This window comes from Pseudoalteromonas sp. DL-6, assembly GCF_004328665.1.
Classification (GTDB): Bacteria; Pseudomonadota; Gammaproteobacteria; order Enterobacterales; family Alteromonadaceae; genus Pseudoalteromonas.
Genome location: NZ_CP019770.1, coordinates 1,063,388 through 1,086,864, shown reverse-complemented (window position 1 = coordinate 1,086,864; position 23,477 = coordinate 1,063,388). Strand labels below are relative to the sequence as shown.

Sequence of the window (23,477 nt, the reverse complement as noted above, 5' to 3'; positions counted from 1 at the left end):
CTTTTATCTACAAAGTAAAAAACAAGCGATTTAATTTTATCGCTTTGACCATCACCGATCACTGCTAGGTTATATATTTAGAAATATCTACTTCATCTATTTGTTCAGCATTGAGATAGCGCTTAGCATAATCAAGATAAATACCTGAACTTAAAAATAACTCAAATACGGCTTTATCAACATGATGATCGGCCACCATTTTAGCTAATATACCAATGGACTCACTGAGTGTTTTTGCCTTTTTATAGGGCCTGTCGGCTGCAGTGAGCGCTTCAAAAATATCAGCAAGTACTAATATTCGCTCGGGTATCGATAGATCATCGGCACTTAGCTTACGAGGGTACCCAGTTCCTTTTAGCGTTTCGTGGTGAGTAGAAGCAAAACGCGGGACACGCTCCAACTCTTTAGGAAACGGTAATGTATCGAGCATACGTATGGTACTTATAATATGCTCATTAATTTTAAACCTATCTTCTTTGGTAAGCGTGCCTCGAGAAATTTGTAAATTATAAAGCTCCCCTAAATTGTATTTATATTTACACGGGGCAATTTTTATTCCTAAACGCTCATCATATTCAATCGGTTTATCATGAGGAATTAAATGCCAAGGTTTATCACTGAGTAGCTTTTCATTAGCAGGCAGCGCGTCACTCGTTTGTGTATAGCGATACATTTCAACAGGTGAAAGCCCTAGCTTATCGTCAAAGTGCCGCACCCAAGTAATATTACTCAGCAAGGTTAAACGCTCAAGCGAGGCTTCTGTGATTTTTTCGCCGCCAATATTACACTGTGCAATAAAGGCAAAATCGTCCAACAACTGTTGATGTTTAGCCGCCAACTGCTTAGCTAAATCACTCTGATTTTGTGGATTTTGCTGTAATGATTTGTAGTAATCAAGCTCAGCATCTCGCCAAAGGACTTCAAAACGCGTTCTTACTTCATGAATACGATTATAAATCACCTCCAACTTAGTGCCTTTATCAACAATATGCTCTGGAGTGGTTATTTTACCGCAATCATGTAACCAAGCAGCTAAACTAAACTCTTCAACCTCTTCATCACTTTTAAACGCAAACATTTTAAAAGCTGGTAACTCTGATTCCGAAGCGGCTTTAGCAAGCTTAATACCGAGCTCAGGAACACGTTCGCAATGTCCTGCTGTATAAGGGGATTTATCATCAATCGCTTGTGCTATTAATTCAATAAACGAGGCCATGAGTGCTTTTTGATTTTGTTCGTGCTGTTGTATCGACTTACTCATATCGACCATAGAGCTGGCTAAAGTATTAATTTCTTTAATATGGCTTTTTAAGGTCGAGACTTGCTTAAACTGACGATTTTTAATTTTATTATTTTCACCCACCAGGGTTTTAATTGGGGTAACAATGGGGGATGCAAAAAGCCAAGATACCGGCAGCATCATGATAAAACAAGCAACAGTAATTATTATCGAAAGCCTGATTTTCTCATGCGTTGAGCTCAACACATCATCTTTAGATACCATAATGGCTAAATAGCCCGTGCTAGCGAAAGCTAGATAATCAGACAAAGGTTTAATAAAAATGTACTGCTCTTTGCCATTAATAATTACTAACTGCAATTTGGAAAAGTGACGTTCATCGGCTAATAAAGTAACTAAAGGCTCATAGGGAACCGTACCAACAATTTTAGACTTTTTCACTGGGTGAGTATTAAGCCATTTATCACTGAGTTGCTGCTTAAATTCAATCGGTAATTGCGCGGCCGCATAATTGAATAAATTTTTAAGTGGCTCATCATGATGATGAAAAAGGAGGTGGTAATTACTGGGGAAATACGCCGCACTTTTTTTATCTAGTGGGTTATAGCGAATCCCCTTAATAAAGAATTGTTGTTGGGTATATTGTAATACCGCTTTACTATCTATTCCTGCATAGACCTCACCGTTGGCAACACGGATCAACAATTCTTTTGTATTAGGGACAGTCACTAAATTCAGTTCTGGAAAGTGAATGCGAAGTATATTAGCAATTGCCCATCCTTCTCCTACTGCAACTGACTTACCTGCAAGTTGCTGCATGCTTGTAATTGGTGGGTTGCTTTGTTTATTTATAATATTTAATGGTAAGGAAGTTATCGGCGCACTGAGCTTACCTAAGGTGGTGTTTGATTTTGTTTTTAGTACCGGGTGGAGTATATCAATCTGTTTGCTTTCAAATAAATCTAGCAATTCTTGCCAACTTAGTCCGTTAATATAATTTACCTTAATACCTAACAGCTGCGCAGTCGCATTTATAAATTCAACACTGTAGCCTTTGGGCGTACCACTAACGCTAAAATCCATAGGGGCCCAATTTGTTTCGTTTGATACTGTAATAGTCGGATATTGTGCAATTACTTTTTGCTGCTGCTCGCTTAGCGTTAATCGATTCAAACTTTTATTATTATCAACATTTACCTCTTGATTTGAAGCAACAATCTCTCCTTCTCGATTATATATAAATAACTGCGCAGAGTTATGCATACCTAACTGCTGCTGTTGTGTTGCTAAGTAATTAGAAATATTATCAACCATAATCCCAAGGCCTAACACATGGCCTTTATTTTTAGTTTTAATTGAGTAGGTTTGCCCTGAAGTTTGTAAATGCGTGAATAAGTAAGGTTTAGTTTTATTAACCTGCTTTGAGTTTGCTTGTTTAAACCAGGTTTGCTCTCGGGGATCAAAAAACGTCGGTTTATTGGTTTTTTTTCTTAGGTTAAAATCTGCATCAAAGTAATACCTGTGCTCTATCCTTTGGCCTTCTTCACTTTTAATATGGATCACAACCCATCGGTCATTATCAACCGTATTTAAACGTTCTCTAACTATTTTGCCACTTTCAAGGTTAATAAGCTCATAAAAGTCCCCGTTGTTATAGCCCATAAAAAAAGCATAAAACAAAGGGTTCAATTCCATTATTTCGCTTAGTACATTACGCAACTCTGTTTTATCTGAAAAGTTATCACCCACTATTGAGGTATTTTTAACCATCATATTTAAGCTGTTTTCTGATTTCTCATTGACGCGTGTTAGGTAATCAGCAACAGATTGGGTGGTCATATTGAAATGCTGCAAGTTAGACTCCAACGCCATTTTTTCGCTGAAGTAATACTGTAAGCTCGTAGCTATAATCGCGGTAATAGACGTCGCTAATACAAATACCGCCACAACCGTTAAACGAATAGAAAAGCGTACTGTTCTTTTTAACTTATTTAACGCTTTAAATATCATTGAACTTTCCTTGGAGCACTTTTAAGAGCAGTAAATAAAGGGGATTGAATATTGCTAAAAACAATGTTCATAATCCAAATGGTTATTAATTTGAACTAAAATAATATTAGTCATAAAATCAAAAATATAAAACTTTATGCACTTATTTACTGATCACTTAATTGCGCTTACCATATGCAAACCAAAAACCTAAATTGACTCACTCTTATGGTTAAACAACACAGCTCTTTTTTGTGGCTATTTATCTCTTTTACTTTTTTAACACTGTTGGCTACTCCTGCCAGCAGTTATGCAAAAAGCATAAGTATTAACGTATTTGCTATTCCTTCTAAGCCTATCGTTGAGCTAGTCGCTAACACCAGCGATGAATTGGCTACGCACCAAATAACTACGTTTTACCAACAAGGGTTACCCGTGCATGCCACCTTGTATTTAACTGATTATCCCGTTGAAGCACAAAACGAAATTAAGCAAGTGGTAGAGCGTATTGTAAAAGAGCATCAGTCGTTTGAGATAAAAGCCAATGGGTTTAGTGTGTCACCAAGTAATTGGGCATTTATAAATTTAGAAAAATCATATCAATTACAACGATTGGCAGATGAGGTTACCCTTAAGCTTGAGCCGCTTCGCGATCATCAAGCACCAGTGCCTAGTTGGGTAAAGCATTACCCTAATAAACTTGTGGCTTTTGAACGTTATGGCAGCCCTAATGTATTTCAGAATTTTCAGCCGCATTTAACACTACTCGCGAATGAACAAAGCGCAGCATTAGCGTTAGTAAAAAAAGCACTGCACGCTGAGCCACCGCAAGCACAAGGGGAAATAATTGGGATTGGAATTGGAGTGTCTGATCAATTTGGTCAACAAAAAGAAATACTCGCTAAGTACTTTTTTGATGCCAAATAAATAGTTAATAACAGGGCTAATTACACACTTTGTAACTAATAATGTTTATGGGTTTGTGGTTAGCTTATCTGTTAAATGTTTTTTAAGTATGCGGGTGTTACGCGTATTTGCTTTAAACATGGCATCAAAAATATCTCCAAAAAATGGAATGAGCCCGCCAACAAAATCAATCAACATATTTATAATAATACGGCTTTTTACTCGCTTGCTAACACCTAAGCGCTGCGCTTCAATTAGTACATAGCCAGACAAAATAAGCCCTGCTAAATCACCTATCACAGGTAAAAGCCCAATCAGCGACTCTACACCAAATTTAAATTTAGTAAACGGAATACCAATACTGCTATCAGTAAAGCGGCTAAACTCTTCGAGTCGTTTTATGGTGGCTTTATATTCAGTTTGTGAGATGGAAGCTTGATTGTTTTTTTGCATACTAACAGCTCTCTTATTTTTAGGTGCGCTGAGCACATTTAAATTATTGAGCGGCAATAAAGATGTATAGCCTGTATATACTAAACGCACTACTTTACACTAAAAGTATCAAAGTTCGAGGCTATATAAAAGCTTACTGTAGATTCATTTTAAATAGTGTACTCTCATCTTTAAAGTTCAATATTATGCAAGGATTGCCTATAAATAAATCTAGTTACAGTCCTCAATTCACTATTTTGTTTATTATTGCATATTTGATTATTTTCCCAGCCACTAGTCAAGGAGGAGGTATGTTTAGCTGGTTCAAAAAGAAAAAAGAAGTATTTCTAAGCCCTGAAGTCAATGGTGTTGTTACAAAAAATGGAACTCCCATTGCGGACTTAGAAATAATACGTGCACTAACCTATATAGACGGTGTAAAACGTTTAGACACAACTATTACAGATGAAGATGGTCACTTCCATTTCCCAAGAAAAACAATATTTTCCTCTATTCCGAATAAATTAATTTCCGGAGACCGCGTACACCAAAAAATTGTTATAGAACAAGATGATAATTCTATCATTGGTTTATGGGGAGCAACTCAGCCTGATATATACGAAATTCCTGAGTACACAGATAAATTAAAATTTCTAAATTGCGAACTAACTAATCCATTAGGAAGATTTGAATTTAAGAATAATATTAATAAGCACCTTAATAGAGTTGCGACAAGTATTTGCACATGGGACGAAGATTACATTCCCACATGGATTATGGAGAATGGTCAGGAAAAGTATGAAATTCATAATGGCAATTTGAATAATCTAACAGAACGTTTTACAGGGAAAAAGGTTGAACTATGAATAAAAGAATATCACCAAGCACGGCTGCTACTGTCGCTAATAGAGTTTACGACATCAAAGAAAGTTATGATTTCAATGGCGAGTTTCACAACGATTTTGTCAGGAACTTTAAAATCACCAACAACCAAATCAAAGACGTTAGTGGCGGTTTAATCAATCAACTGCTAAATCTGGTTACTCAAATTACAGGCTCTCTGAGAGGTTAAAAAAGAGGGCATTTCACTTTACATGTGTTTTATTCTCAATTAGAGTTCAATAAAAATATGCAAGGATTGCCTATGAATAAATCTAGCTATAGCCCTCGATTCATTATCTTATTAATTCTTGTTTGTGTGATTATTTTCCCAGCCATTAGTCAAGGAGAAGATATGTTTAGCTGGTTCAAAAAGAAAAAAGAAGTATTTTTAAGCCCTGAAGTCAATGGTATTGTTACAAAAAATGGCACACCAGTTGCCAACTTAGAAATAATTCGCTCATTAATCTACATAGATGAAAAAGTCCACCGAGATACTGTAAGCACAGATCAAAATGGACGTTTTCACTTTTCCAAAAAAAAGATCCTCTCCTCAATACCAAATAAGCTAATAGTTGAAAACCGTGTTTCGCAAGAAATCTTTATTGAAAATAATGACGCCTTAATCCCCCTTTGGATTGCAACTCAGTCAGGTATTGATGAAGTCCCCGAGTATAGTAAAAAGCTATCACTTTTAAATTGTGAAATAACCAATCCTCACGTTGTATTTGAGTTTAGAAATCAAAAGAATATACACCGTAACTATGTAGCACAAAGTATTTGCCGATGGGAAGAAGACTTTTTACCTTATAAACTTTTAAAAGATGGTAAAGAGTACCAGATAAATAACTACGATTTAACAGATTTAACTGAAAGATAAAAGGAAGATTGACATGGAAAAAGTCCAAGCAATATTACCCCCAAATATAGCTGCCACTATAGCGGCTAGAGTTTATGATATAAGAACCTCTACGTCATTTAAGGAAGAATTAGGACAAAGTTTTGATAGAGATTTTAAAATCACCAATAACCAAATTAAAGGTGTTAGTGGTGGCTTAATCAATCAACTTCTAAACCGCACTACAGGTTTCGCTTTGACTGCAGAGGGTGCTTCACAACAATTTAAAGGCCACCATATTATTGGTATACGTGGCACCGTTTTTACTTCCTGTGCTGATTGGTTAACAAACTTAAACGTAGCAATTACCCATGGCCCTAAAAATTTAGAAGTGCACTCTGGTTTTGAAAAAGCCTTTACCAGCATGAAGCCGATGTTTGCAAGTTATGTCAAACAGCATAAGCCTAAATGTTTGCACCTTGTTGGCCATAGTTTAGGTGGTGCGATTGCCCAACTATCAGCAATATGGGCAAGTGATCAAGGTATTCCCACCAATTTATATACGTTTGGTGCGCCGAGGGTTGTGCTAAATCATTCGGTACATTCAGCTGCACACAATGTTGGTCAGTACCGTGTAACGCACGGTGCAGATCCTGTACCCTGCGTACCAGCTTGGCCATTTAGTCATACCTCAAGCGAATACCAAACGGCGATGAATGAAGGATCGTTTTTTAATATTGGTGCACACTCTATGGAAGAAAACACACCCGGTTATGTTAATACTGTAGCTGCACACAAAGATTATGGAAGCATGGAAAGCTCACTAAAAACTCTTCACTATAATCATACAGTTTTAAAATATGCTCTGCGCTATAACGTGACGTTCTCACTTAGATGGCAGCGAATTATTACCGATGGCTTAATTACCTTTTTAAAGAAAACTGGCCAATACGCCTTTATTTCTGCACAAGCAGGTCTTAGCGTTGGGTTAACTTTTTATGATATTTTAGCGCGATGCTTACATGAATCTGTGGTTAAGTTTGTAGAGCTTACAGAAGAGTTAAAGGGTTTAATTGGCCATATGCTTGCTTTTGTAGGTAAAGCGTCATACGAGGTAGTAGAGCTCACAACTCAATTTATCCGTTGGGTGTTAGGTTTAATGATTAAAAAACTCTATATGGTTGCGAAACAAGCCATTGACCGTATTTAAGTATAGTCAGTTATGTAAGTGCGGCATCAAATATCAGCCGCATTTATTATAATTAAAGGCGCTTAAATAGCGCCTTTAATTGGCCCATGTTCGTGGTTTACATGCGGGTTTTGACCGCGTTGACGAAGTAAATGATCCATTAAAGTAATAGCCATCATTGCCTCAGCAATCGGAATAGCACGAATGCCTACACAAGGATCATGACGACCTTTGGTGATCATTTCAACCGCTTCATTTTCGGTGTTAATACTATTACCGGGAATAGTAATACTCGATGTCGGTTTAAGCGCAATTGATGCGATTATATCTTGCCCCGTTGAAATTCCTGCAAGCACGCCACCGGCATGATTTGAAGTAAACCCATCAGGGGTTAACTCGTCGCGGTGCTCTGAGCCTTTTTGCTCGACTACATCAAAGCCATCGCCAATTTCAACGCCTTTAACAGCATTAATACTCATTAATGAATGTGCAAGTTCGGCATCTAGCCTATCAAATACTGGCTCACCTAATCCAACTGGTACATTTTTAGCCACTACTTTTACTTTGGCACCCACTGAGTCGCCTTGCTTTTTTAGCTCGCGCATATATTCATCAAGTGCTTCAAGCTTACTTGTATCTGGGAAGAAAAATAAATTGTTTTCCACTTCGTCCCAATCGTAGTTTTCGGCTTTTATTGGCCCTAATTGACTCAAGCATGCTTTAACTTCAATACCATGAAACTGCTTTAAATACTTTTTAGCAATGGCGCCTGCGGCAACCCGAATAGCGGTTTCACGCGCAGATGAGCGGCCACCACCACGGTAATCGCGTAGGCCGTACTTGTGCCAGTAGGTATAGTCACCGTGACCTGGACGAAATACGTCTTTAATTTTGCCATAATCTTGTGAGCGTTGATCAGTATTTTCAATTAATAAACCAATACTGGTACCGGTGGTTTTACCTTCAAAAACGCCCGCTAAAATTTTAATTTGGTCGCTCTCACGGCGCTGCGTGGTATAGCGACTTTGTCCAGGCTTTCGACGATCTAAATCGTGTTGTATGTCGGCCTCTGTTATCTCAAGGCCTGCGGGCGTGCCATCCACTACGCCGCCTAATGCAACGCCGTGGCTTTCGCCAAAGGTGGACACTTTAAATAACTGCCCTATGCTATTACCTGCCATTAACTTTCCTCATTCCTAATGACTTATAGCCGAGGATTAACTCGGCTATAGTGTTACCCAGCCATTTGGGATGAATGGCTAGTATTAATTATTACTGCGCAAAGTAGGCATCTAGTTGTTGCTTGCTAATAACAAACACCCCTAATCCGCCTTGTTCAAACTCAATCCATTCAAATGGTGCGCCTGGATACAGTGCATCCATATGTACCATAGAGTTACCTACTTCGACAAATAACAAACCGTTATCTGTTAGATGCTCACTAGCTTGATCTAAAATAGTACGTGTTACATCAAGGCCATCGTGACCCGATGCTAACCCAAGCTCTGGCTCGTGGTGGAATTCACGTGGTAAATCAGCCATATCTTCAGCATCAACGTACGGAGGGTTTGCTACGATTAAGTCATATTTTTGCCCAGGCACACCACTGAATACGTCAGACTGGATCGGTAATACACGGTCACTTAGTTGATAGTCAGTGATATTAATATCAGCCACTTCAAGCGCTTCATAAGATATATCAACCGCATCAACTTGCGCATTTTCGAATGCTTGTGCCAATGCAATCGCGATACAACCCGACCCCGTACATAAATCTAAAATACGCCCAACTGACTCTGGCTGCTCTAGCCAAGGTGTAAAACGATTATTAATAAGCTCAGCAAAAGGCGAGCGAGGAATTAATACACGTTCATCCACATAAAATGGCATATTGGCAAACCATGCAATGTTGGTCAGGTATGGAACTGGGGTAAAATCGTTAATGCGCTCGGCAATTAAGCCTGCTAAACGGTTTTTTTCAGTGCTGGTTAAACGGGCATGCATCAGCTCTTTGGGTGCATCAATTGGCAAGCTAAGTGCTGGTAATAACAAACTTACCGCTTCATCCCATGCGTTATCGGTGCCATGACCAAAGAAAATACCGCTACTTGCAAATTGACTTGTCGTCCAACGAAGCCAATCGTGTAAGGTTGAAAGTTCTGCAACAGCTTCATCCAGGGTTGCTTCTTCTATTAGTAATTCACTCATCAGTATTATCTGCCTGCTACTTTCAAAAAATTAACTCAATCGGGGCACACTATGGGCCCCATGATTGCCCTATTGTATACCCAAGCCACCTCTAGGTGCGAGTGACAGTTAGAATTAAAAGTAATTTAAACAAGGCATTGATTGCAAGTGTAATAGTCACTCTGTTGTTCAAATCAATAACGCAGTATAAATCGCTTTTAAACTAACCTTATTGGCGCCGTACTATGCACCTCAAAGCTGCTTGGGTATCACACCTTTTTACTCGATTTTTACCACTTTTTTGTTTAGACTGCCGCTATGAAAAAAGATCCACACTCAAACAATCTAATTAGCCCTGATGACATTGACTTGTTTCGTCAAAGTATCAGCGGTGCGCGCGTGTTCAAACAAGACACTCACCGTTTTAGTAATAAACCTAAAGTGTCACAAGCGAAGCAATTTGCCCAGCAAAAAAAGCAACAACAATCAGAATTTTTCTTTTCTGATGAATATGTGCCCGATATAGACACTAACGGTACTGTTAATTATGTGCAACAGGGTCAGGATCGTTTTTTAGCGAAACAACTACGCCGAGGGGATTTTATACCTGATTTAACCCTCGACCTGCATGGCTTAAATAAAGAAGTAGCCAAAGATGAACTCGCAGGGCTTATTCATGAGTGTAAAAAAAAGCATTACTACTGCGCCTGTGTTGTACACGGAATTGGCGGCCATATCCTCAGGCATAAAGTGCCGCAATATTTAGTGCAGCACCCCGACGTTATTGCTATGCATCAAGCACCACTTGAATATGGCGGTAAAGGTGCAGTACTCATATTAATTAATTTACCGCAAAGTGATGAGTTTAGACGCTAATCAATAAGAGCCCTTTAGTGCATATATTTTCGATTATATTCCCGCTGATTTTTATTGTGCTATGTGGCTATATTGCTAGTCGCAGTGGCTTTTTAGAGCGCATCCACATAGCGGGGTTAAGCAAGTTTACTTTTTATATTAGTGTGCCGAGCTTTTTATTTTTAAATATGGCCAAAGCAGACTTACAAACCAGTGTCAGCTTAAATGGTTTTTTAAGTTTTTACATTCCCGTTATTTTAATTTACTTTCTTGCCCTGGTTATTGACCGCTATATTCTCTCTAAACACCCTCAATACGAGCGTCACAGTGTGTTTGCCCTTGGCAGTAGTTATTCAAACACCGTATTAGTGGGCTTGCCGATTATTATTGCCGCATTAGGCGAGCAAATGATGGGCATTATTTTTATGATCATTACCTTTCATAGCGCGTTATTGTTCACCCTTACTTTTTTAATTAGTGCAAACAGCGCCAGTCATGTGTTTTCCTGGTCAGCATTTGCCAAGAATATGCTACTCAATCCAGTGGTGTTAAGTATTAGCACTGGTTTATTGGTTAATTTGGCAGGGGTTACTTTATTTGCTGATTTAACTAATGGCTTAGCACTTTTAGCTAAACCTGCAATTGCCTGTGCGTTATTTGTTTTGGGCGCCAACTTAGCCTTTTATAAAGTTAGCGATAACTGGCAAGCAGCAGCTATTGCCAGCCTATTAAAATTAGTCATATTACCTGCCTTGGTGTTATTGCTAGGCACACACGTATTTGCACTTAATGAGTCACTGTTAAAAGTACTGGTACTATTAAGTGCATCGCCATTAGGCGTTAATGCCTATTTAATTGCATGCCAAATTAAGCAACATCAAGATACCCTAGCCAGTGCAGTGGTTTTATCTACAGTATTAAGTGTGCTGAGTTTTAGTGTATGGTTAACCATTTTACTTTAGATATATGCCTAACCACGTTTTATTGTCAGGCTTTAAGCTGGGAAAATTCGTAGTTTATACGGTTACATTAGCTGGCGCATTTATGGTGATGTAATCACTTTTAAGGCTCACTTCATTGTAACTAATTTGGGCAACTGCACCGGTGTTAAAAATTGGCATATTACCCGGGCACAGTTGGTCAACCAAATAGCTCACTATGGGCATATGGGCAACTACAAGCCAGGTATCGCATTCGGGGTGAAGCGCAATTAGCGTTTCTAAATAATCTGCGGCAACCTGGGGGTTCCCATCAGGAATAATATCGTGACAGGTTTCTTCAAATAAAAAGTGATTACTTTTTTTAACAGCCTCGGCCGTTTGCTGCGCTCTAACATAGGGACTAACTAACAAGCCACTGGGAGCGTGCATTTTTTGCAACCATAAACCCATCTTTTCAGCTTGTTGCTGACCCACAGAAGTCAAATTTCTACTGACATCATCAGCCTGCATAGGTATTGCTTCACCATGACGCATTATCAAGATTGTTTTCATAAAAAATCAACCAATTAAAGAATATAAAACAGTAGCCAATTTGCTCGAATTTCCGCTATATTAATAACTCAAACCTATTTATTTTCTTAAAATAGTTCTTTCATGATGTTCAGGTAAATAGCGTCGCATTCCTGAAGTTATCATCTGTTGTTAACAATTATACGTTTAGTTTCAGGAGCATCATTTGAAAATCAGCACTAATGATAACAGAGCTTACCGCACACTAACACTGGACAATGGTCTAAAAGTGCTTTTAGTGCACGATCAGGACTCAGTAAAAGCGGCAGCCTCCATGGCTGTAAACGCCGGCCACTTTGACGATCCTCTTGATAGGCAAGGCTTAGCGCACTTTTTAGAGCACATGCTGTTTTTAGGCACCGATCTGTATCCTGAATCAGGCAGCTTTAATAATTTTGTCTCTCAATCTGGTGGTAACACCAATGCTTGGACTGGCACGGAGCATACTTGCTACTTTTTTGATATTAATAACAATCATATTGAATCGGCGTTAGCGCAATTTAGCCGTTTTTTTATAGCGCCCACATTAAACCCCGCAGAAACCGAAAAAGAACGAAATGCTATTGAAGCTGAGTTTAAATTAAAGATTAAAGATGATGGCCGACGTATCTATCAAGTGCATAAAGAAACGGTCAACCCTGCACACCCATTTGCTAAGTTCTCCGTAGGCAACTTACAAACATTAGCTGATAGAAAACGCTGTATTAGTGATGAATTACGTGACTTTTTTAATCAGCATTACCAAGCTCAATGGATGACTTTAGTGATTTGTGCCAATGAATCATTAGATACACTTGAGGCATGGGCAACTCAGTATTTTTGCCAAATTAAAGGCAAAAAAGGTAAGTTAAAGCCACCTATAGAAGCGCCGCTTTATCGCAGCCAAGATTTAGGTAAGTTGCTTCATATAGAGCCACACAAACACGTACAAAAGCTAATTATTAGCTTTGCCATGCCAAACATAGACGATTTTTACCGTCATAAAACAGTTAGTTTTATTGCCCATTTACTAGGATATGAAGGGCAAGGCTCGCTATATTCGGTACTTAAAGAACAAGGTTGGATCAATGCTCTGTCTGCCGGAGGTGGCATCAACGGTAGTAACTTTAAAGATTTTAATATTAGTATGGCGCTGACCGATGAAGGCATTGAATACTACGAAGACATTATTGAAATGGTATTTGAATACATTTGCCTAATAAATAACAACATCAGCAAACTGCCTCGCTTGTATCAAGATAAACAAAAACTGCTACAGATCGCATTTGATAACCAAGAAAAATCTCGACTGATTGACTGGGTCAGTAATTTAAGTATTAACATGCAACATTACGATGAAGTTAATTACTTACAGGGCGACTATTTAATGGAAGGCTTTAAAGCCACCACTCATGAAATGGCGATGCAATGGTTAACCCCTCACAATATGCGTTTAGTGCTGATTCATCCGGGTGTAGAGCCTGAACACACAGCTGCTTGGTATAACACACCGTATAAAATTGAAAAACTGTCACTGCATTGGCTCGAAGCGCTGGCACAAATTAGTCAGCCACAAGGTGAAATGTTATTACCTACCGCAAATCCTTATTTAGCTAAAGATGTTGTTTTATATCCAATAGAGTCGCAGCAAGCTCATCCAACTTTGCTGGTAAAAGAAGCTGGCTTTGACTTTTGGTTTAAACAAGATGCCACCTTCAGAGTGGCCAAAGGGCATTTTTATTTAGCCATGGACTCTGACTTTGCAGTTAAAGATGTAAAACATATGGCATTGACTCGATTGTTTTCAGATTTGTTTATGGATAGTGTTGGCGAGCAGTTTTACCCAGCGGAGCTTGCTGGCTTAAGTTATCACTTGACCTCTCACCAAGGCGGCTTAACTTTACATACTGCGGGGCTATCTTCAAGCCAACTTGAGCTGGTTGATCAACTAATTGATGCACTATTTAACGTAAAAATTTGTGCTAAACGCTTTGCTGAATATAAAAAGCAACTAGTAAGGCATTGGCGCAATAGCAACCAAAACAAACCTGTTAGTGAGCTCTTTAGTATATTAGGCGCTAAAATAATGCCGTGGAACCCACAGCCTGACGAGTTAGCAAATGCACTTAAAGATACCTGTTTTCATCAGTTTAATGAGTTTAGACAGGCGTTTTTAAATGCGCTTCATGTTGAATCTTTTTTACATGGCAATTGGCAGCAAAATGAGGCACTTGAGTTTCAGAAAAAGGTGGCACTGCACCTTAAAAAGTCAGCGGTCATAGAAGATTTAAAGCGCCCACTTTTTGAAATTACCAAAGTGACTCGTTACGAATTAGAACTCGCTTGTAGCGATAATGCTATGGTGATTTACTACCAAGCATTAAGCGATGATGTTGATGAAAAAGTAAAAATGATGGCGCTTAATCATTTAATTAATCAAGATTACTTCAATGAGCTAAGAACCACACAACAACTGGGCTATTTAGTTGGTGCCGGTTATGCGCCCTTTAATACCCGTGCCGGAATTGCATTTTATATTCAGTCACCTAAATTTGAACCTAACACGTTACTGCACAGGCATAACGTGTTTATCAGTCAGTATTTATCAACCATTGATGAACTAACAGAGCAAGTCTGGCAGCAACAAAAACATGGGTTAACAACGCATATTGCCGAAAAAGACAAAAACTTGCGTTTACGTTCACAACGTTTATGGCTTGCTATTGGCAATGGCGATCATCAGTTTCATATGCAGCAACGCCTGCTGGATTCTTTAAACGCGTTAACGCTTGAAGATTTAAAAATCTATGCAGCTGAAATTTTCAATGTAGATCGCCCAAGATATGAGCTTTTAAGCGCTAAAACTGCGAATCAATCGGAGAATCTACCACTTTATTCGCATTCTCTTTGACTCTTGCTCGCGCTTGATTTAGATTGTCTTTTGTAAATAAGAAGTAAGACAATGAACAAAATAAAAATAATAAAATACATTCTATTGTTGGCCGCTTTGGCCACAGCCTACTCTGCTAGTGCATTCGAGTCATCGTTTAGCTTGAACTTAAATGCGCTAGTCGTTAGCGTGTGCGCAATAATGTCATTACTGTTAATTTATTTGTTAACGGTTATTCACTCACTAAAACGCTCACACTCTCAATTACAGCTGTCTGAAAAACGTTTAAAAAGTACCGTAGAAGGCAGTGGTGACACGCTATGGGACTGGAATATAAAAACCGGAAAAGTTATTCGTATTAACGACAAGTACGTAATGAATAGTAGCAATCTAGTAGAATTTCCACCGAATAAAAGCCTAATACACCCCCGTGATTTAACCCATGTAGACTACCTATTAAAAAAACACTTTGCTGAAGAGAGTACTTTTTTCGAAGCTACTTATCGTATTAAAGATAGTTTTGGTAAATGGCATTGGGTACTCGACCGTGGCAAAATAATTGAAAAAGACGCGAACCTTAGCCCACTGCGAATGACTGGCACGGTAAGAGATATTTCGCAGTTAAAATCAACCGAAGAGCGACTGAACCTATTTGCAAAATGCGTTGAGTCACTCACTGATGCACTGGCTATATATGATAAAGACTTTAAGCTTGTTGATATTAACCCCAGCTTTTTAACTTTGTTTGGCGGTGTACGTGAGCAATACCTTAAAAAAGAATTTCATTTAGCCGGTTATGACAAAAGCTACATAGAAACCATAAAAGACACCGTTCGAAAGCACGAGCATATTCAAGAAGAAGTAAAGCTGCGCAATAGCGATCATGCTTTACTACCATTTGAAATCTCGATAGATGAAATTAAAAACGCGCAAAATCAAATTACCAATTATGTCGTAGTATATTCTGACTTAACCGAGCGTAAAAAAACCGAGTCTGAGCTCAATAATTTATCTAATCGAGATCGCACCACCAGCTTACCTAACCGTAATTTGTTTTTTTCTGACTTACAAAAACTAGCCAAGCAGCATTCTCACCATGCCTTGTTAGTATTTGATTTAGATAACTTTAAAAAGATAAATGACTCATTGGGTCATCAGTTAGGTGATAGCTTGCTAGCAAAACTTGCTATGCGTTTAAATAAGCTCACCCGTGAAAATGATGTATTTTATCGCCTTGGTGGTGATGAGTTTGCGCTTGTTATGTCTAACACCAACGATATTCACACTATTACCCGCATGGCTAAACAATTTTTAGCGGCAATAGCCACACCATTTAAAATGGCAGGTCATGAACTTGCTATCACCTCAAGTGTAGGAATTGTACTGTTTCCAGAAGATGGTAATACCCCCGAAATACTATTAAAGAACGCCGATACCGCCATGTATCATGCGAAAAAGAAAGGCAATAGCTACCTGTTCTTTAATGACACTATGAATCGCCAAGCAGTAAAACGACTGCAAATAGAAAACCTAATGCGCTTTGGTTTAAAAGAAGATCACTTTGAGGTGTACTACCAACCTAAAATGAATATTCGTACTGGTAAGCTTGCCGGAATGGAAGCGTTGGTGCGCTTTATTACCCCTAAAAAAGGCATTATTAGCCCCGGTGTATTTATTCCAATCGCCGAAGAGACAGGGCAAATTATTGAAATTGGTGAAGTGGTTTTAAACAAAGCTTGTCGTGATGTAAAGCAATGGCTAGACGCTGGATTATTTAACGCTCGTGTAGCGGTAAATTTATCGGCCAAACAATTTAGCCTACCCGATTTAACCTCTCGCATTGATGTGATTTTACAAAAAAATGAACTGCCCTCTTACTTTTTAGAGCTTGAGATCACCGAAGGTACGGTAATGGACGACCCACAAGAAGCGATTGCTATTATGCGCTCTTTAAGTGCCCGTGGCATTCATTTAGCCATGGATGACTTTGGTACTGGGTATTCATCGCTGGCGTATTTAAAGCAGTTTCCACTGAATACGCTTAAGGTAGATAAAGCCTTTATTGATGATATGAAGACAGAGCGTGGCCGCAATATGGTGGACTCTATCGTCACAATTGCACATAACCTTGATTTGCACGTAGTTGCAGAAGGTGTAGAGCAAGCATCGCAAATAAGCATACTTGAAGAGCTTAACTGTGAAACACTGCAGGGTTATTACTACTCTAAGCCACTGTCAAAAGATGAATTTACTGCGTTTTTAAAACAACAACAGAGCCAATCAAAACTAAGTTTAATTAGAGCGACGAGTTAAGCACGCCATAGGCACGTTTTTATGCCGGTATTGCGTATTAATGCACGTCGATAATGTAGGTTAAATAAACACCACGCTGCAGGTCCCAACAATCCGCTTAAAAATAGCCAGCGCTTAACGGGCATACCCTTTTTAATGGTTTCAATATACATAAGTATGATAAACACACCACTGAGTAAAATAAATAACACCATGGCCACCAAACTGCTTAAAAATTGAGGCGCGTATAATAGCGTCAAACTGGCGAAAATTAAAGCAACACATTATTTACCCGTTACTCAGACACAAAAAAAGCCAAGCAACTAACATGCTCGGCTCTCAATTCTCATTACAGCTTACTTGTCAGCACGACCCATAAACTTGTGCTCAGCGGTATTTATACGGATGCGATCACCGGTTGAAATATGCTCTGGCACTTGAATCGTTAAGCCCGTTGATAAGCGTGCAGGCTTTGATCGAGCACTGGCGGAAGCCCCCTTAATTGAAGGGTCAGTTTCTTCAACAACAAGTTCAACACTTGAAGGAAGATCAAGCCCTACCGGCGCGCCATCAATCACAATAACATGCACACCTTGGGTTTCTTCATTAACAAATTGAATTTCTTCCGCTATGGCGTCTTTATTTAAATTGTAAGGCGTGTAATCTTCATTATCCATGAAGACATACTCATCCCCATCAATATACGACAGCATGGCTTCACGACGGATTAAATCAGCAAGATTAAGCATGTCGCTGTCTTTAAATGTTTCGTCAACTTTACTACCCGTTACTACATCGTATAATCGCATACGGTATAAACTACCACCAGCACGACCTTGTGGTACTGAGCGTACGATATCTTTTACTACTAATACACGGCCATTAAAGTCAATAGCCGTCCCTTTTTTAACATCACTCGCCTTTGGCATGGGTGAATTCCTATTGTTTTTTTGATTGCGAGAAACATACCACGAAACTGATTTTGTTCAACAATAAAGTGATATGATTAGCTTCTTACTTCGTATTGACTTATAAATCTGTAATTTAGACTGAAACACGTGTCATCTAGTGGCAAAAAGCTGCTATGGTTAAGTTATCGATTATGACCTCAAGGAATGGCTCATGAACCAACAAACTGTACATACTTATTTAATGAACAAACCGTTAGTTAAACTAACGCAACCTTTTGCTAAAGATGTTGATGTATATAAAGTAAACCATAAGATGTTCGCCACCCTTGCACTGAGCAATGAGGGTGAAACCGATGAAAACGGCGAACCTATTTGGTGGCTAAACTTAAAGTGCGACCCTGATGAAGCACAGTCATTACGTGACATTTTTCCTTCGGTGATTCCAGGTTATCATATGAATAAACGCCTTTGGAATACAGTGATTTTAGACGGCTCAATACCACAAGGTGAAATTGAGCGTATGATTGATAATTCATTTAATTTGGTGGTCGACAACATGCCAGATAAAGACAAACAGGCCATTGCCGATTTGCTATAGCACTTACAGCAAACATAAAAAAAGCCGCTAATGCGGCTTTTTTGCTTTAAAATTAAATAATTAGTCTTGTTGTTCTGCTTTACTGTAAAACTTATCGCCTTTCTCAGCCATTTCAAGCAGAGTCTCACAGGGTGCAAAAATCGCATTGCTGTTAGCCAGTGTAGACATATCAGAGCTTATTTTACTCGCGCCTAATTTATCCATGTAGCTAAACGGCCCCCCTAGGAATGGTGGGAAACCAATACCAAAAATAGCACCAATATCACCATCACGCGGGCTTGCGATAATACCATCATCTAAACAACGAGCCGCTTCATTAAGCATTTGTGAAACACAGCGCTTAGCAATCTCGTTTTTATTTAAACGTGGGGCTGGGGTTACACCTAGTAGCTCATAGACTGACTCATCAACCTTCTTACCTTTCTTGTCGTATTCATAAAAGCCACGACCTGTTTTACGACCAAGACGTTTTGAATCAATCATGCGTGAGAAAGCATCGGGTCCTTTAAAACGCTCACCCAATTCTTTTTCAAGAATTGGCGCAATTTTAGATCCAATATCAATACCTACTTCGTCCAGCAATGCCAACGGTCCAACAGGAAAACCAAACTCGACTAAAGCCGCATCTATTTTTTCAATCGGCTCACCAGCAAGCATTAAGTTAGCCGCTTCATTAAGGTATGGCGCTAAAATACGGTTTACATAAAAACCAGCCATATCTTTTACCACAATTGGCGTTTTACCTTGCTTACGTGCAAAGTTAACTACACGAGCAATGGTTTCTTGTGACGTGCCTTCGTGAGGAATGATCTCTACCAGTGGCATTTTCTCTACTGGCGAGAAATAATGTAAACCAATTACATTTTCAGGGCGTTCTGCTTTTGCTGCAATTTGAGAAATAGGTAATGACGAGGTATTACTTGCAAAAATAGTATTCGCTTGGCATTGCTGCTCAACATCAGCAACCATACCTTGCTTAAGCTCTAAATCTTCAAATACCGCTTCTATAACTAAATCTATGTGCTTAAAGCCGCTGTAATCCGTAGTGCCAGTAATGCGGTTCATGGTTAACTGCATATCGGCTTTTGACATAATGCGGCGCTTAAGGCGTTTATCTAAGATTTTGTATGTGTAGTTCATGGCATTACTTATGCCCTGCTCTGCCACATCTTTAATACGTACCGGCAATTTAGCCTTAACCGCACTTACATGGGCAATACCTGCGCCCATTAATCCGCCACCTAACACAGCAGTTTTACTAATCGCAGGAGCGTCATCGTTGCGCCATTCTTTTTTCATTTCAGTGGTTGCAAAGAAAATACCGCGAAGTGCTTTAGACTCATCACTCATTACTAACGTAGCAAAGCCTTCGGCTTCGGTTTTATACGCTTTCATTTCATCAAGCTCTACGCTTGCACGAACCGCTTTAATAATCGCAAGCGGCGCTGGGTAGTGACCACCGGTTTTTTTAAGTACGTTTTCTTTAGCTTTTTTAAAGATAAAGTTACGACCAAACGGGTTTGATTCTAATAGCTTGCTGATCTTATCAAGTTTAGGCTCTTTAGCTTGTGGCTTTTTCTTCGCAGCAAACTCTTTGGCCACTTTTAGCAGTACGCTTTGTGGAACACAATCATCCAATACACCGGCTTTTTTAGCTTGTTTTGGACGAATTTGCTTACCAGTTAGCATCCACTCAAGGGCTTTTTGAATGCCCACGATTTTAGTTAAGCGCTGTGTACCACCACCGCCAGGTAATAAACCTAGTTGTACTTCTGGTAAACCAATTTTAGTTAAATCGCTATCGGTACCTACGCGGTAATCACATGCTAAAGCAAATTCTAAACCGCCACCAAGCGCTGCGCCATGTATAGCACTAACTGTGGTGTACGGAAGCTTTTTCAAATCAAAAAATGCTTGATGGCATAACTCGCTAATAGCTAATGCATCTTCACGCTTTTGCACGCTGTCTAGCATTTTAACATCGGCACCAGCAATAAAGTTATCGCTTTTACCACTAATAAATACCATACCTTTAACTGCGTGCTCTTTAGCTTGTGCTAATAATGCTTTTAAATCATCAGCAAAGCTGTCACGCAGGGTATTCATTTTTTCACCCGGCACATCAATGGTTACCACGGCTATTTTGTTATCATCAACCGTTAAATTAAATACTGAATCTGTCATTACGCACTCTCCAATACAAAGGCTGCACCTAAACCACCCGCAGCACAGGCAGTCGTTAACGCTAAACCACCGCCACGACGCTTAAGCTCGTATAAACTTTGTGTAATTAAACGCGCGCCGGTTGCCGCAAATGGGTGACCATAAGCGAGTGAACCGCCGTTAACGTTAAACTTATCCATGTTAATTTCACCTATGGCTTTATTACGCCCTAAGTGCTCTTGTGCAAATTTATCTGAAGCAAACATTTTCATATTCGCTAAGGTTTGCGATGCAAACGCTTCATGCATTTCAATAAGGTCTAAATCAGCCAACGTAATACCCGCTCTATCAAGCGCGATTGGCGTTGAGTGAGCTGGCCCCATTAGCATATCTTTTTCTACGCCTATGGCTGAAAACGCAAAACTGCGTACGTAGCCTAAAATTTCGTAACCCAATGCTTTTGCTTTGCTTTCGCTCATCATTAACACTGCGGCTGCGCCATCGGTTAATGGGGTTGCATTAGCGGCAGTCACAGAGCCGTGCTGACGGTCAAATACAGGTTTGAGCTTAGCGTAACCTTCAACCGTTGAGTTTTTACGAATATTGTTGTCTTCTTCAATAAAGCTTTTATATGGCGGTAAATGCGCCGTCATTACTTCATCTTTTAACTTGCCATCGGCCCAAGCTTGAGTTGCTAATGAGTGAGAACGATGTGCTAAAGCATCTTGATCTTCACGGCTAATATTATGGGTTTTAGCCATTTGCTCAGCTGTTTGTCCCATTGATAAACCCGTTGAGTACTCAGCAACCGCTGGCGGTACTGGCAATAAATCTTTTAAACGTAGTTTTGAGAATATTTTTAAACGCTGACCAAGCGTACGGGCTTTGTTTAAATCAACTAAACTGCCGGCTAATTTTTTACTTACACCAATTGGCAATACAGACGATGAATCGGCACCACCAGCGATACCTACACTTACAGAACCCGCCATAATTGATTCGGCAACATTTGCAATTGCTTGAAAGCTCGTTGCACACGCACGTGACACTGAATATGCGTCAACGCCCACTGGCATACCTGTACCTAATACAATTTCACGTGCAATATTTGGCGCTTCTGGCATTTGTACTACTTGACCAAAAACCAGTTGATCGATTTCTGACTTGTCGAAATTTAATCGCTCAAGCATTTCATTAACAACTAACTTACCCATATCCAATGCTGGTACATGGTGAAACGCAGTTGCTTGCTTAGCAAAAGGAGTACGTAGGCCGCTTACGATGGCAATACGGTCGCCTTTTGGTGTTTTAAGTATGTTTTGCTCAGACATTTATTATTCTCTCCCGCTGACAGGTCAGACCTGTGTGTTTTCCTCGATTCTAAACAACCCGTGTGATAAAGCCAATAGATAAACGTAAATTAATCATAAAGCGCCATTGTAAATCACTACTTACAACAGTAAAGAGTAATACAATAGGCTTTTTTAGCTGATTTTACAAAGTTTTATGTTAGGCTAAAAACCGTTAAAAAATAACGAACTATTTTCAAAAAATCAGTCTAACTCTTGAGTTATCCACTTATAAACCTTATAACTAGCTCAGTATTTGTTACCTAATCACTTTAGGTATTATTTAAGCTGACGAGGACAGTCCACTTATTATGGCAGCTAACGCATTTTCACAATTAAAAACGTACTTAGATACACAAATCATTGGCCAGCCAGCGCTTACTCAAGCACTTTTAATTGCTATATTAGCCGATGGCCACTTACTTGTTGAAGGCCCTCCAGGGCTTGCAAAAACTCGCGCAGTAAATGCGCTTGCAAAAGGTATTGAAGGATCGTTTCAGCGTGTTCAATTTACCCCAGACTTATTACCTGCCGATGTAACCGGCACTGATATTTATCGTCAACAAACCAGTGAATTTGTGTTTGAAAAAGGCCCTTTATTTCATAATCTCATATTAGCGGATGAAATAAACCGAGCACCAGCAAAAGTACAATCAGCTTTATTAGAAGCAATGGCCGAGCGCCAAGTTACTGTGGGCAAAAATACGTACCCACTTAGTGACCTGTTTTTAGTGATGGCAACACAAAATCCGCTTGAGCAAGAAGGGACCTACCCACTACCTGAGGCGCAATTAGACCGTTTTTTATTACATTTAAGTATTAATTACCCAGGTGCAGAGCACGAGCTTGATATTTTACGCCTAACTCGTGGTGAAGCACTTAATGATGAAGCCCCAGTGCTTGAGCAAATTTCGCAAGCAGAGTTGTTTGCTGCTCGAAAAGCGATTTTAGGTTTGTATTTAGCTGAACCACTAGAGCAGTACTTAGTTCAGTTGATTATTGCCACTCGAGAAGGCGCAAACTTAGATGAGCAACTTGGCCGCTGGATTGAATACGGCGCCAGCCCACGTGCCACGATTGCTTTAGATAAATGTGCCCGAGCTCATGCGTGGTTAAGTGGTCGTGATTTTGTATCGCCTGACGATATTCAAGCTGTGGTACATAATGTATTACGCCATCGTATTATTTTAAGTTACGAAGCACAGGCCGATGGTATTACAAAAGATCAGGTTATTAGCCGTATTGTTGAACTAGTTGCTGTACCTTAAG

At 39.4% G+C, this 23,477-nt stretch carries 20 protein-coding genes; 11 read left to right on the top strand and 9 right to left on the bottom strand.

Annotated elements, in window-relative coordinates:
* Nucleotides 1-64: 64 nt before the first annotated feature.
* The gene (locus B1F84_RS05035; protein ID WP_131690760.1) at nucleotides 65-3,250 is read right to left on the bottom strand and encodes an HD domain-containing phosphohydrolase; all 3,186 of its coding nucleotides are present in this window, start codon (nucleotides 3,248-3,250) and stop codon (nucleotides 65-67) included.
* 207 nt (nucleotides 3,251-3,457) lie between these two features.
* Between B1F84_RS05035 and B1F84_RS05030 the strand changes: the two genes are divergently transcribed.
* On the top strand, nucleotides 3,458-4,156 hold the full coding sequence (locus B1F84_RS05030; protein ID WP_131690759.1) for a 2'-5' RNA ligase family protein: 699 nt from the start codon (nucleotides 3,458-3,460) through the stop codon (nucleotides 4,154-4,156).
* A gap of 45 nt (nucleotides 4,157-4,201) precedes the next feature.
* Here the strand turns inward: B1F84_RS05030 and B1F84_RS05025 are convergent, their stop codons facing one another.
* Complete coding sequence (locus tag B1F84_RS05025; RefSeq protein WP_010391373.1) at nucleotides 4,202-4,588, bottom strand: DUF4112 domain-containing protein; 387 nt, start codon at nucleotides 4,586-4,588, stop codon at nucleotides 4,202-4,204.
* Between the two features lie 185 nt (nucleotides 4,589-4,773).
* On the opposite strand from B1F84_RS05025, the gene B1F84_RS05020 reads away from it, so the two are divergent.
* The 4 genes from B1F84_RS05020 to B1F84_RS05005 all read left to right on the top strand — a co-directional run bounded on the left by B1F84_RS05020 (nucleotide 4,774) and on the right by B1F84_RS05005 (nucleotide 7,494).
* Nucleotides 4,774-5,433 (top strand): DUF6795 domain-containing protein, encoded by a 660-nt coding sequence (locus B1F84_RS05020; protein ID WP_240702015.1) that lies wholly within the window; start codon nucleotides 4,774-4,776, stop codon nucleotides 5,431-5,433.
* The gene (locus tag B1F84_RS05015; protein WP_240702014.1) at nucleotides 5,430-5,639 is read left to right on the top strand and encodes a hypothetical protein; all 210 of its coding nucleotides are present in this window, start codon (nucleotides 5,430-5,432) and stop codon (nucleotides 5,637-5,639) included. Before B1F84_RS05020 ends, B1F84_RS05015 begins: the two co-directional genes overlap by 4 nt.
* A gap of 72 nt (nucleotides 5,640-5,711) precedes the next feature.
* Entirely contained in the window at nucleotides 5,712-6,326 is a 615-nt protein-coding gene (locus B1F84_RS05010) for a DUF6795 domain-containing protein (protein WP_131690758.1), read from the top strand.
* A 13-nt stretch (nucleotides 6,327-6,339) separates the two neighbouring features.
* A complete protein-coding gene (locus tag B1F84_RS05005; RefSeq protein ID WP_131690757.1) occupies nucleotides 6,340-7,494 on the top strand; it encodes a lipase family protein in 1,155 nt (384 codons plus the stop codon).
* Nucleotides 7,495-7,556: 62 nt separating this feature from the next.
* Here the strand turns inward: B1F84_RS05005 and aroC are convergent, their stop codons facing one another.
* Together aroC and prmB are read right to left on the bottom strand one after the other, a co-directional pair.
* Nucleotides 7,557-8,654, bottom strand: a complete 1,098-nt coding sequence (gene aroC / locus B1F84_RS05000) for a chorismate synthase (RefSeq protein WP_008114519.1) — start codon at nucleotides 8,652-8,654, stop codon at nucleotides 7,557-7,559.
* A gap of 91 nt (nucleotides 8,655-8,745) precedes the next feature.
* Nucleotides 8,746-9,681 (bottom strand): 50S ribosomal protein L3 N(5)-glutamine methyltransferase, encoded by a 936-nt coding sequence (gene prmB / locus B1F84_RS04995; protein ID WP_008466678.1) that lies wholly within the window; start codon nucleotides 9,679-9,681, stop codon nucleotides 8,746-8,748.
* Nucleotides 9,682-9,978: 297 nt separating this feature from the next.
* On the opposite strand from prmB, the gene smrB reads away from it, so the two are divergent.
* Entirely contained in the window at nucleotides 9,979-10,536 is a 558-nt protein-coding gene (gene smrB, locus B1F84_RS04990; protein WP_008114517.1) for an endonuclease SmrB, read from the top strand.
* Between the two features lie 17 nt (nucleotides 10,537-10,553).
* Nucleotides 10,554-11,477, top strand: a complete 924-nt coding sequence (locus B1F84_RS04985) for an AEC family transporter (RefSeq protein WP_008114516.1) — start codon at nucleotides 10,554-10,556, stop codon at nucleotides 11,475-11,477.
* A 54-nt stretch (nucleotides 11,478-11,531) separates the two neighbouring features.
* Here B1F84_RS04985 and sixA read toward each other — a convergent pair whose 3' ends face one another.
* Nucleotides 11,532-12,008: a phosphohistidine phosphatase SixA gene (sixA, locus tag B1F84_RS04980; protein WP_076918984.1), complete on the bottom strand. Its 477-nt coding sequence runs from the start codon at nucleotides 12,006-12,008 to the stop codon at nucleotides 11,532-11,534.
* Between the two features lie 184 nt (nucleotides 12,009-12,192).
* Between sixA and B1F84_RS04975 the strand changes: the two genes are divergently transcribed.
* The gene (locus B1F84_RS04975) at nucleotides 12,193-14,916 is read left to right on the top strand and encodes an insulinase family protein (protein ID WP_131690756.1); all 2,724 of its coding nucleotides are present in this window, start codon (nucleotides 12,193-12,195) and stop codon (nucleotides 14,914-14,916) included.
* A 51-nt stretch (nucleotides 14,917-14,967) separates the two neighbouring features.
* Nucleotides 14,968-17,208 carry an EAL domain-containing protein gene (locus tag B1F84_RS04970; RefSeq protein ID WP_008114510.1) on the top strand — a complete coding sequence of 747 codons (2,241 nt, stop codon included), beginning with the start codon at nucleotides 14,968-14,970 and terminating at the stop codon, nucleotides 17,206-17,208.
* Here the strand turns inward: B1F84_RS04970 and B1F84_RS18000 are convergent.
* Together B1F84_RS18000 and yeiP are read right to left on the bottom strand one after the other, a co-directional pair.
* A complete protein-coding gene (locus tag B1F84_RS18000; RefSeq protein WP_240702024.1) occupies nucleotides 17,205-17,399 on the bottom strand; it encodes a hypothetical protein in 195 nt (64 codons plus the stop codon). The genes B1F84_RS04970 and B1F84_RS18000 overlap by 4 nt on opposite strands.
* Before the next feature lie 144 nt (nucleotides 17,400-17,543).
* Nucleotides 17,544-18,116, bottom strand: a complete 573-nt coding sequence (gene yeiP / locus B1F84_RS04965; protein WP_131690755.1) for an elongation factor P-like protein YeiP — start codon at nucleotides 18,114-18,116, stop codon at nucleotides 17,544-17,546.
* Nucleotides 18,117-18,309: 193 nt separating this feature from the next.
* Here yeiP and B1F84_RS04960 point away from each other — a divergent pair, with 193 nt between their 5' ends.
* Complete coding sequence (locus B1F84_RS04960) at nucleotides 18,310-18,696, top strand: MmcQ/YjbR family DNA-binding protein (protein WP_131690754.1); 387 nt, start codon at nucleotides 18,310-18,312, stop codon at nucleotides 18,694-18,696.
* Between the two features lie 60 nt (nucleotides 18,697-18,756).
* Here the strand turns inward: B1F84_RS04960 and fadJ are convergent, their stop codons facing one another.
* Both fadJ and fadI read right to left on the bottom strand, forming a co-directional pair.
* Nucleotides 18,757-20,880 (bottom strand): fatty acid oxidation complex subunit alpha FadJ, encoded by a 2,124-nt coding sequence (gene fadJ, locus B1F84_RS04955; protein WP_131690753.1) that lies wholly within the window; start codon nucleotides 20,878-20,880, stop codon nucleotides 18,757-18,759.
* Entirely contained in the window at nucleotides 20,880-22,190 is a 1,311-nt protein-coding gene (gene fadI / locus B1F84_RS04950) for an acetyl-CoA C-acyltransferase FadI (protein WP_008114501.1), read from the bottom strand. The genes fadJ and fadI overlap by 1 nt, the downstream gene beginning before the upstream one ends.
* A 329-nt stretch (nucleotides 22,191-22,519) precedes the next feature.
* On the opposite strand from fadI, the gene B1F84_RS04945 reads away from it, so the two are divergent.
* Entirely contained in the window at nucleotides 22,520-23,476 is a 957-nt protein-coding gene (locus tag B1F84_RS04945; RefSeq protein ID WP_076918973.1) for a MoxR family ATPase, read from the top strand.
* Nucleotide 23,477: the final 1 nt, after the last annotated feature.